This is a genomic window from Candidatus Protochlamydia sp. R18 (assembly GCF_000648255.1).
GTDB classification, from domain to species: Bacteria; Chlamydiota; Chlamydiia; order Chlamydiales; family Parachlamydiaceae; genus Protochlamydia; species Protochlamydia amoebophila.
Genome location: NZ_BASL01000762.1, coordinates 18,868 through 29,295 on the forward strand (window position 1 = coordinate 18,868; position 10,428 = coordinate 29,295).

Genomic DNA, 10,428 nt, shown 5'->3' on the forward strand with positions numbered 1-10,428 from the left:
AACAATGATTCCCTTGCAATGAATAATTACTCAACTAAAAAAGCAATTTTAATCCGGTCAAAAGAGATCAATTGTATGACTTAAATTTGAGATAGGGGTCTCTAAAGTTAAACGCTTAGCTAGTTTTTTAAATTTTTTTGGTGCACTGATCTCTTTTTTATTTTCAGTTTTGCCTATTCTTCTGACATATTCGTCAATTCCCTTGGCGATGCCCAGAGCAATTTTTTTTAGATAGGCCGGATCTTTTAATTTTTTTAATTCTTCTTCATTTGTAACAAAGCCTCCTTCAATTAGCACTGCAGGCATATTCGTCTCACGAATGACAGCGAAATTTCCATGCTTAACTCCACGAGATTTAGCTTCTGTTTCTGTTAAAACAGTTTGTAAAATGAGTTGAGCTAACCGTTTAGATTTACGTGCGCGTTCTTTATCATCAGATTGATAAAAAAAGACTTCTACCCCTTGAGCTTCGCTACTAGGAGCTGAATTATAATGGACGCTGACAAACAAAGTAGGTTTCCGTTTATTAGCTATTTGCGCTCGTTTATCTAATGAAATAAATTTATCGTTCTCGCGCGTCATAAATATCTGATATCCAAGTTGCTGCAAATAACTACAAACAAATTTCGCAGTGACTAAATTCAACGATTTTTCTTGATACCGAGGTTTAGAAATAGATTGAGTTCCCACATCATGCCCTCCATGACCAGGATCAATCACAATAAAAGCTTTTTTTATGAGAAGTGGCTTACTAATGCATTCTAACACTTCTTTAGAATAAAGTTGCTTAATAGGATTAGTCTTAGGCAAAGGAAAATTAGCTTTATAAGGTGGTTGAGCGTATAGTGTATGACCAATTAATATTAGACTAAAATTCAACCATTGTATAATACGAAACATGCATGTCTCTTAAAAAAATTAAGTAAATCATTTATTTTGCTGCAGACATATCTCAGCAGCAACTTTTGCATCATCAAACTCAATAATTTGATGAGATAAAATTTGATAAGTTTCATGCCCTTTCCCAGCAATCAAAATCATATCACCTGGTGAGGCGATTTCAATGGCTTTTTGAATAGCCGCTCTTCTGTCTATTTCTACAATAAAAGAATTTGGATTAACAAAACCTGTTACAATTTCCTGGCAAATACTTATGGGGTTCTCTGAGCGAGGATTATCTGAAGTGACGATGCTTAAATCAGAATATTGTTCTGAGGCTATTGCCATTTTAGGCCTTTTACTGGGATCTCTATCGCCTCCACAACCAAATATTGTTAAAAGACGCCCCTTTTTAATTTCGGAAAGTGTTTTTAAAACATTACTTAACGCATCGTCGGTATGAGCAAAGTCAATGTAAATATCTAACTCTAAATTATTTAAAACTTTTTCTAAACGCCCTTTCACATTGGGAATACATGCCATTTTTTCTACTATTTCTTTCAAAGAAATATTTTGAGTCAGCAATACACCTATCGCGGCTAAGCAGTTATAAATATTAAATCGACCTAAAAGAGGCCAAAAACATTCAATTGTTTGTCCTTGATAAGTCAAATTAATAGATGTTCCTTGCGAACTTAATTTAATATGACTTGCTTGTAAATCAGCCGGTTTATCTATTCCGTAAGTCAGCCGATGAGCTTGACATCCTTTGATTATTTGTTCGCACCATGGATCGTCAATATTCACAATTGCCCATTTTTCATTTCTTTTTTTGGTCGGTTGCTTACCCAGTCCCTCAAATAAACAATTTTTAGCTGCACAATAATTTTCCATTGTCAAATGGTAATCCAAATGATCGAGAGTTAAATTGGAAAACACTGCAACATCAAAATCAATATATTCTACTCTTTTTTGAATAAGGGCATGTGAAGTCACTTCCATTACAGCGGATTTTGTACCTGACAAAGACATTTCATAAAGCATTTTATGATTTTCAATAACGTCAGGGGTTGTTCGTGTTGCCTGGTATCGATGAGATCCAACGATATATTCAATTGTTCCAATCAAACCACAAGGACCGTGAAAAAGATCTAAAAGATATTTAATAATAAAAGATATGGTTGTTTTACCATTTGTCCCTGTTATTCCTACCATAAATAACTCTTCAGAGGTATTTTGATAGTAATCGCGCGCTAAAACAGATTCGATTTCGTTAGGATTGGGATGAATAATTTGCACAACTTTTTTTAGGCAAGGATCAAAAAGATCTGTTAAGATCGCACATGCTCCTGATTGAATAGCTTCTTTTATATAGGAGTTGCCATCAAACATTTTTCCTTTTTTAGCAATAAATAGATTTCCTGGGCTAAGGGATTTGGAGTTAGCTGTCAATCCAGTCAACAACACTTCTTGGGAGCCTTTAAACTGGCATGATTCAATGTTTCTAAACAATTCTTTCAACTTCATTTTAAACGCTATGCTCTAATTTTCGGAGATGTTATTCCATTTCTTATATATTTCTTGCAATCTTCTCGTTTCATTCATCCAACTGGCCTTTTGCGGATTGCTTCTTGGATCTCCATAAGGATAGCCGTAAGGATCATCTGGAGGAATTCCAAGATAAGCAAGAGAACGCGTTGCAATTTCTCGGAAAACATTTGCTGTGCAATTACCTCCATTATGATTTTTTCCCACTCCTGGAATGTAACCATATTCTGGCTCATCCATCGTCACAACTAAAACAAAAGCAGGGTGTACAGCAGGAGTAAAACCAGCAAGAGTAGGGCAATATAAACGCTCCGAATAAACACCATCAATGATTTTCTTAGCAGTACTAGTTTTACACACTTCCGTATAACCAGGCACATCTGCTTTGATAGCTGTCCCTCCAGGCTTTGTCACATAACGCATAGATTGGACAACTCGTTTAACAATATCCTCTTCTAATACTCGCGGAAATTGCGCAATTCGTTCTTTCGTTGTGTGATCGACTAAAATTTGCGTTTGAGCATTACGATCTTTTTTAACAATTTGTCGAATGATCGTAGGTTTAACTAGAAATCCCCCATTTGCCAACACAGAATAAGCTCGAAGAATTTGAATGCTATTGACTTGAATATTATGTCCTATTGCTAATGAAAAAGGAGTAGGTAAAGACCATTCCAAAGCCCCACTTGGATGATATTTCCCCGGTGTAGGTAAAATCCCAGGACTTTCCGCAGGTAGCTCGATAAAAGTTTTTTGACCAAATCCAAATAATTGTTGAAGTTGTCTGCGGTACCACTCATTGCCAAGTCTACCCACGATCTTTTCTGCTAATCGACCCATATAGATGTTTGACGATTTTTGCATTCCCATATCCATATTCAAAAAGTAATGTACTCGCGTGTCTGAAATAGGCTTAGATCGCCCAGGAAAACGACCGTTACTGGTTGCTATTTTTTCTTCGGGAAAGAAAAGCTCTTTTTCTCCTTTTTGTCTTAATACTTGATTGGCTTTTAAAGCTAAAGCGATTGTAAAAGGTTTGAAAATTGATCCAGGCTCATTTGCATCTGTTACAGCTTTCACTTTCGTATGTTCAATGAGTTGAGGATCGTTAAAAAACTGTTGGTAATCAGGAGGATTAAAAAACGGATATTGAGCTAAAGCAAGAATTTCCCCGGTGCGAGGATCCATCATCGCAGCCCAGCCCCCTTTGGCTTTACATCTTTTGACACCTTTTTCCACTTCTTCTTCTGCAATAGCTTGTAAGCAAGAATTAATCGTTAAATAAATATCCGCACCGTGTTCCGGATAATCAATAACTTCCCCTGTTTCTAAAGAATTTCGAGGAGAGCGCATCAAACGTCTTTTTCCCTGTTTTCCTTGCAGATAGGAATTAAAAAAAAGTTCTAAACCTCCTGTTGGAAGCGCTTGGCGAGTTTTTTCATCTTTTTGGTTTTGGATAGTATGTAAAACATTACCTAAAACTTTCCCATAAGGATACGAACGTTGATAATCTTTAATGAAAAAAAGGGCATTCCGAGGAATTTTATGTATTTTAGCGTATCCCTGCCACCACTTAAGCAAATTTTGATGCGTTTCTTTATCGAGCCACATAGCCAATTTTCGACTCCGACTTGATTTATCTAACTGCTTTTGTAAATGAAGTTTTTCAGAAATTGAAATATCAAGAAAAGCCATTAAATGGTCGGCGATTTCCTCTTTTAGTGGAATCGGAATTGATTCTGGATCAGCATATAAATGAAATTTTGGAACATCGATCACAAAGGGTTGTGGAATAGCGGGATGATTTTTTTTAATAAAGGGATTAGAATAAAAACTTCCTCTAATAAAAGGTTCTTTAACAATAAAAAAATGTTGTTTTTGAGCCTGAACAGCCCACTTTTTTCCTTCTAAAATTTGAATATGGTAAAATTGAATAATTAGAAAAGAAAACAAAATAAAAATAAATAGCGCCACATAAAGAAGACGCTTTTTTTCAGAAGAGTTGGGAATTTTTGTTAAAGTCATGATATTAATGAATTTCTATAATACTTTCTTCAGGGATCAATAGAACATCGGTTAAGGGAGGGTATTTCAGATGTCCAAATTCCGGTTTATTGGCCAACTCCATTAAATGAACAGGGCTTTCAAATCTTTCAATAGCGTAATAAAGTTCTGCATTTTTTTCCTGAATCTCTTTTAGCTCTTTCGTAACTATAGGAATTGATAATCGCAATTCAGTCAACTCATTCAATTTATCGATATATTTATAAAGAGTTAATCCAGCAAAGAAAATACAAATCCATAACCTAATTAGAAGACCCATTTGCTATCCTACCCTTCCAATTTTTCAGCAATTCGAAATTTAGCACTCCGACTACGCGGATTTTCTTTAATTTCTTTTTCATGAGGGCAAATTGGTTTTCGATTCACAAGTTTCGCTACAGGTTTTTTATCACGAAATAAACCACTTCCCAAACCTGTCGTTTCCCATTTATCACTGGCCGCCAATCGCAATTCATTTTTAACAATACGATCTTCTAAACTATGAAAGCTAATCACAGCGACTCGTCCACCAGGTTTTAAATAGTCAAATGTTTTCGAAACTAACTGCTCTAATACATCTAATTCTCTATTCACACAAATACGCAAAGCTTGAAAAATGAGAGTAAGCGGATTAATCCCTTTTTTTGGATTCCAAGCAAAAGCAGGTTTGAGAAGATTAGCTAAATCTGTTGTCGTCAAAATCTGTTTTACCTGCCTTGCCTGCACGATTGTACGAGCTGCTAAACGCCATTTTTTTTCTTCCCCGTAATCACGAAAAATTTTTCCTAAATCATTTTCTGACCAGGTATTGACAATATCAGCGGCAGTTAGCTTACCTTCAGGATTCATACGCATATCTAAAGGGCCATCTTTAGAAAAACTAAACCCCCTTTCTGGCTGATCAAGCTGCATTGAAGAAACACCTAAATCAACCAAAAGCCCATCCATGGAAGAAAAACCAATTTCTTTTAAAAAAATATCAAACTGAGAAAAATTTCCTTGTTTTAAGAGAATTTTCTGTTTCCATTTCTCAAGTCTTTTATTTGCAATATTTAAAGCATTGGGATCTTGATCAATCCCTAGATAGAGCTCAATTTCTGGATGATGTTCAAGGATTGCTTCTGCATGTCCACCAGCTCCTAACGTTCCATCTATAAATACTTTCAATTGAACAGGTTGAAATGCTTCAATCACCTCTTCTAATAAAACGGATCGGTGGGGATAAAAAGGAATAGGCATAGTTACACTTGTAAATTTAACATAAACATTATAATTAAGGTTCTATTAGAAGATCAACGAAACCCCTTAACTTCTTCAAATTTATTTGCTAATAATCTACTTTTAAGGACAAAAACTCAGCAAATGTTACTCTGAATTTATACCATTTTACTAATAAATATTAGTATTGTTAAAATAAAATTAACGATTAATTCATATTTAAGGACTGGTACTCATGACAACTATCGACCAATTAGATATTGGAATTTATGTCCAATATGCTAGACGCACGCAGTTGATTGAGCAAATTAATCAGCAATATCATTTAGATGAAGCATCATCTATTCCCCCACAAATTTTACTCGTCGATATTTATCCTAAACTATCTGAAATGGATTTGTTATTAGGAATTGTACCTATTCAAACTCCTTGGGCTTACTTTTTTCCCCCACCTCGCTTTCGCTTTCAACGTCGCTCTCCTTTTGGTTTTTTTCGAGTAGCGCCTAGCCTAGGTTCTTTTGAAAAAGAAGATGAGGACGAACGCAAGCTAGAAGAAGTCGAATGCGAAACCGAAGAAGATTTAAAAGAAAAAAAAGCGATTAAGAGTTGCTTTGATCAAATTGATAAGATTAATAATTGGTTAAGTTTTATTGTTGGTCGAGTTGGACAGTTCTTACAAGGATAAACATGGGCAAAATTAATTGGCTAAATAAACTCGGCTGGAATGAAGAACACATTGAAGATTTACGTTATACGGGTTACTCTTATGTGAGACAAGGCAAGTACAATATTGCCTTAGCTTTTTTTGAAGCATTAAATGTCTTGGATCCCGAAAGTGCTTATGATGCACAAACACTTGGTGCCATTTTTTTAGAACTGAATGAACCTGCCAAGGCTCTTAAATCTCTAGATAGAGCCCTCAAATTAGAAACTGATCACGGCCCTACTCTCCTCAATTTAGCTAAAGCTTTTTTTATGCTAGGAAAAATAGAAGAAGCTTTAAAGCTTTCTCATATTTTAAAAAATGAACCTGATCCCTCTATCTCTAATGTTGCTAAAGCTCTTATTTTAGCCTATAGCTAAAATGACAAATAACAAGACAAAATAACATAATTAATTACTAGATTTTTTTAAGTCATTAACTTCACAATATTTAAAAATAAAAATTTTAAGTAAGCTCACTCGTCAATTAGAAATAAAAGCAAATTTTAAATAATTTATTTTAAAATTGATTTGAGTATCTCGCAGATTCGATCTACATCCTTCGTTGTTAGCTCTGGATAAAGAGGTAATGTTAAAGTTTGTTTATAATAAGCTTCCATATTTGGAAAAAGATTTTGCCAATCTTGATTGCGACTTTTAAAAATAGGATGTCTATATAAAGGAATATAATGAACCTGCGTTCCAATTCCCTGCTGTTTCAACTTTTCCATTACACTTTCACGTGTTGTCTGATAGGCTTCAAAATCGATTTGAATGACAAATAAATGAAACGCCGTTATGTCATCTTGAGAATCTGTGAATAGCTTTAAATGAAGGAATTCTTTTAGAGCTTGGCGGTAATGCTGAATGAGAAGGCGACGTTTTTCCACAAAAGCTTTCAACCTTTTTAATTGGCTAAGACCCAAAGCCCCTTGCAAGCTTGTTACATTAAAATTCCCTGTAATCGCATGAACTTCATAATAGCCGGGCATTTGCGCATTTAAAAGATAGGGGTTCTCTCGCTCAATTCCATTATCTCGAAATAAAAGTAAACGATGATAAAGGCCAGGGTCATTAGTTGTCACCATTCCCCCTTCTCCTGTTGTGATTGTTTTAGTTGGATGAAAACTAAAAATAGTCATATTACTGTAAACACAACTTCCCACTTTTTCTCCACTGGGATAAAAAGACCCAATGGCATGAGCAGCATCTTCAATCACAACGGCATTAGGTTGGCAAATCAAATAATCCAAAGCCTGCATATCAACTGCAAGGCCTGAAAAATGAACAGGAACAATAATAAAACGTCCACGACTGAGTTGGATGCTAGACATTTTTTTGATTTGAGAGAGATCTAAATTTCCTGTTTCTCTGTCAATGTCGGTAAAATGAATTTGTAATTTTTGCTGTAAAGGAATTCCAACAGTTGCAATAAATGTATTGGGCGAAGAAATCACATAATCATAAGGTTGTAATTCGGCTGCAAAATAAGCAGCCATAAGCGCGGCTGTTCCATTAGTGAAGGCAACTGCATAACGCACATTACAATCATTTGCTATCGCATCTTCAAAAGCTTTAACAGGAGGGCCTCGAGTAATTGCATCTTCTTTCAAAGCATTCATTACACTCTCAATATCTTCTTGCTCGATAGTCTGTTTTGCATAAGGAATAAATGAAAATTTCGCCATAGTCGTCGTTTCCTAGCTGAACTGATTTGATGATCTGCTTGAATTTTAAGTTTTTTTCTTTATTGCATCTGCTTTTTAAACTCTTAATCCAAAATTCATAAAATCAAGATGCCAAAAGAAGAATTGTGGAAAAAGCAAAAATTGATCGTTAAAATTTTATTTTAATCTCTTCTATACTACTCATTAGCCCCTCATTTTTCCTTTGACGTTCTAGTTGTGGAAAAACTAAAAAAATATTTTACACTCCAATTTTTAGATTTATCAAAGAGATTTTTTTCTTTCCTGCTTGTCATTTTGATAATCAACGGTTTACTTATAAAATGGAATAGACCGTCAAGAAAATTACTTGCCAGCTAAGATTAGCTCATGGTAAATTCTTTCATGAAATCACCCCAGAATGTGCTGTGGAAACGTTGTTCATAACTTTTTTAAGGAACAAAAATATGCTAACTAGCGAAACACAAAATGTCTGGACACAGTTTTTACAATTTGTAAAAACACGCTGTTCACCAGCCGCTTTTGGAAACTGGTTAGCTCCTATCCGAGTTGTTGATTGTTCGACGGAAGAAGTCACTCTAGAAATTCCAAATATTTTTGTACAAGAATATTTGCTCTCGAATTATAAAAAAGATTTATGTGCGTTTTTGCCAGTCGATATGTCAGGTGAACCTGCCATTCGATTTATTATTGCTCCACCGCAAAAAAAAATCATTCCACCCAACCATTTTTCTATTTCTTCTTCTCAAAAAGAAGAGCAGTCTCCCAATTCTGATGTTAAACTCAATAATAATTACCGTTTTGAAAATTTTATTGAAGGTCCAACTAATCAATTTGTCAAATCTGCTGCAATGGGAGTTGCTTTACGTCCAGGCCAATCATATAATCCTCTTTTTATTCACGGAGGAGTGGGATTAGGTAAAACACATATTTTACATAGTATTGGACATTATATTAAAGAAAATCACAAGAAGTTGCGCGTACAATGCATTACGACAGAAGCTTTTATCAATGATTTAGTGGATAGCTTAAGAAATAAATCTGTCGATCGAATGAAAAAATTTTATCGATCAGAAATTGATGTATTGCTTGTGGACGATATTCAATTTTTACAAAATCGTTTAAATTTTGAAGAAGAGTTATCCTATACTTTTGAAGCTTTAAAGAATAAAGGAGCTCAAATTGTTATCACAAGTGATAAACCTCCTTCTCTTTTAAAGCTTTCGGAACGAACAATTGGAAAAATGGAAGGGGGTCTTGTAGCTCATATGGGAATTCCCGAACTCGAAACTCGGGTAGCCATTTTACAGTATAAGGCTGAGCAAAAAGGTCTACATATTCCTCATAAAGTAGCTTTTTTTATTGCTGAACATATTCATAATAACGTTCGGCAATTAGAAGGAGCAATTAACCGATTAAGCGCACATTGTCGTCTTCTCGATTTAAATATTACAGAAGAACTTGTTTCGCGAACTCTACGTGAAATGTTGCAACAAGCTCCCAGAGAAAAAATCTCTGTTGAACAAATTCTTAAAAGTGTCGCTGCTGTATTTCAAGTTCGCGTCAGTGATTTAAGAGGATCAACTCGGACAAAAGATATCGCTCTTCCTCGTCAAGTCGCTATGTATTTAGCTAAAGAAATGATCAACGAATCTTTAATCATGTTAGGAGCGTCTTTTGGCAAAACTCACTCAACAATTCTGCATGCTTGCAAAAACATTGAGAAAAAAGTTGCTAGTGATGAAACCTTACGACGCCAAATTGGCATGGTACGTCGAAATATTGAATCTTAATTATTAACCTGAATTTTGGGTTTTTAGGCAGCCATTAACAACAAGCGATGCTGCTCTGCTAAGTTTATCGATGGCTTTTTAGGTTGGTGAGTATAAGCAACAATCCCAGCTAATAGATTAATTAAAAAATTTCCGGCATTTCTGTGGCGTGTATGTTCAATTTGAGAAATATTTTTTAGTTGATCATTCACCGTTTCAATAATGGCTCGTTTTCTAAGAAGAATTTTGTCTGTCAACTTCATAAGATTCTGCTTCCTATTCGATCTTAGGGTAGTAAATAGTTCAAGACCTTGTTTCAAAAGCCTCTTTGAAAGTTCTTTCGAAATATATCCCTTATCACCAAATAGTTTTCCAAAAATCCCTTTCGACAAAGTTTCGGCAATAGAAACATCAGCGACATTTCCAGGAGTTAGCTGAAAAGCCAAAATTTCTCCTTTCTCATTGATCATGAGATGCAATTTAAACCCGAAAAACCACCCTGAAGTCGTTTTTCCCCTCTTTGCTAAACCTTTAAAGACCTTGTTTCTTTTTATGCGTTTATTGTGGCAAACATCTATCGA

General features: G+C 35.0%; 9 protein-coding genes and 1 pseudogene. 3 read left to right on the forward strand and 7 right to left on the reverse strand.

The window, feature by feature from the left end; translation table 11 throughout:
- Positions 1-57: 57 nt before the first annotated feature.
- Genes TY19_RS10115 through rsmH form a run of 5 tightly spaced genes read right to left on the reverse strand, consistent with a single transcriptional unit; the run spans position 58 to position 5,709 of the window.
- Positions 58-900: an N-acetylmuramoyl-L-alanine amidase family protein gene (locus TY19_RS10115; RefSeq protein ID WP_011174865.1), complete on the reverse strand. Its 843-nt coding sequence runs from the start codon at positions 898-900 to the stop codon at positions 58-60.
- Between the two features lie 27 nt (positions 901-927).
- A complete protein-coding gene (locus TY19_RS10120) occupies positions 928-2,406 on the reverse strand; it encodes a UDP-N-acetylmuramoyl-L-alanyl-D-glutamate--2,6-diaminopimelate ligase (protein WP_042282226.1) in 1,479 nt (492 codons plus the stop codon).
- Between the two features lie 15 nt (positions 2,407-2,421).
- Positions 2,422-4,452, reverse strand: a complete 2,031-nt coding sequence (locus tag TY19_RS10125) for a peptidoglycan D,D-transpeptidase FtsI family protein (protein ID WP_042282229.1) — start codon at positions 4,450-4,452, stop codon at positions 2,422-2,424.
- A 4-nt stretch (positions 4,453-4,456) separates the two neighbouring features.
- On the reverse strand, positions 4,457-4,750 hold the full coding sequence (locus TY19_RS10130; RefSeq protein WP_039356515.1) for a hypothetical protein: 294 nt from the start codon (positions 4,748-4,750) through the stop codon (positions 4,457-4,459).
- 8 nt (positions 4,751-4,758) lie between these two features.
- Positions 4,759-5,709 (reverse strand): 16S rRNA (cytosine(1402)-N(4))-methyltransferase RsmH, encoded by a 951-nt coding sequence (gene rsmH, locus TY19_RS10135; RefSeq protein ID WP_042282231.1) that lies wholly within the window; start codon positions 5,707-5,709, stop codon positions 4,759-4,761.
- 214 nt (positions 5,710-5,923) lie between these two features.
- Here rsmH and TY19_RS10140 point away from each other — a divergent pair, with 214 nt between their 5' ends.
- On the forward strand, positions 5,924-6,373 hold the full coding sequence (locus TY19_RS10140; protein WP_011174860.1) for a DUF5399 domain-containing protein: 450 nt from the start codon (positions 5,924-5,926) through the stop codon (positions 6,371-6,373).
- A gap of 2 nt (positions 6,374-6,375) precedes the next feature.
- The gene (locus TY19_RS10145; RefSeq protein WP_039356510.1) at positions 6,376-6,771 is read left to right on the forward strand and encodes a tetratricopeptide repeat protein; all 396 of its coding nucleotides are present in this window, start codon (positions 6,376-6,378) and stop codon (positions 6,769-6,771) included.
- Between the two features lie 134 nt (positions 6,772-6,905).
- On the opposite strand, the gene TY19_RS10150 is transcribed toward TY19_RS10145, so the two are convergent.
- Positions 6,906-8,078 carry a DegT/DnrJ/EryC1/StrS family aminotransferase gene (locus TY19_RS10150; RefSeq protein WP_042282233.1) on the reverse strand — a complete coding sequence of 391 codons (1,173 nt, stop codon included), beginning with the start codon at positions 8,076-8,078 and terminating at the stop codon, positions 6,906-6,908.
- A 443-nt stretch (positions 8,079-8,521) separates the two neighbouring features.
- Between TY19_RS10150 and dnaA the strand changes: the two genes are divergently transcribed.
- Positions 8,522-9,868, forward strand: coding sequence for a chromosomal replication initiator protein DnaA (dnaA, locus tag TY19_RS10155; RefSeq protein ID WP_042282235.1), 1,347 nt, complete (start codon positions 8,522-8,524; stop codon positions 9,866-9,868).
- 23 nt (positions 9,869-9,891) lie between these two features.
- Here dnaA and TY19_RS10160 read toward each other — a convergent pair.
- A pseudogene (locus TY19_RS10160) lies at positions 9,892-10,428 on the reverse strand (IS982-like element ISPasp2 family transposase); the annotation flags it as partial.

What these genes read in the sequence shown, in the direction of transcription:
- TY19_RS10125 (WP_042282229.1), bottom strand. Translation starts at nt 4,452, where the DNA reads ATGACTTTAACAAAAATTCCCAACTCTTCTGAAAAAAAGCGTCTTCTT.
- TY19_RS10130 (WP_039356515.1), bottom strand. Translation starts at nt 4,750, where the DNA reads ATGGGTCTTCTAATTAGGTTATGGATTTGTATTTTCTTTGCTGGATTA.
- TY19_RS10115 (WP_011174865.1), bottom strand. Translation starts at nt 900, where the DNA reads ATGTTTCGTATTATACAATGGTTGAATTTTAGTCTAATATTAATTGGT.
- TY19_RS10145 (WP_039356510.1), top strand. Translation starts at nt 6,376, where the DNA reads ATGGGCAAAATTAATTGGCTAAATAAACTCGGCTGGAATGAAGAACAC.
- TY19_RS10140 (WP_011174860.1), top strand. Translation starts at nt 5,924, where the DNA reads ATGACAACTATCGACCAATTAGATATTGGAATTTATGTCCAATATGCT.
- rsmH (WP_042282231.1), bottom strand. Translation starts at nt 5,709, where the DNA reads ATGCCTATTCCTTTTTATCCCCACCGATCCGTTTTATTAGAAGAGGTG.
- TY19_RS10150 (WP_042282233.1), bottom strand. Translation starts at nt 8,078, where the DNA reads ATGGCGAAATTTTCATTTATTCCTTATGCAAAACAGACTATCGAGCAA.
- TY19_RS10120 (WP_042282226.1), bottom strand. Translation starts at nt 2,406, where the DNA reads ATGAAGTTGAAAGAATTGTTTAGAAACATTGAATCATGCCAGTTTAAA.
- dnaA (WP_042282235.1), top strand. Translation starts at nt 8,522, where the DNA reads ATGCTAACTAGCGAAACACAAAATGTCTGGACACAGTTTTTACAATTT.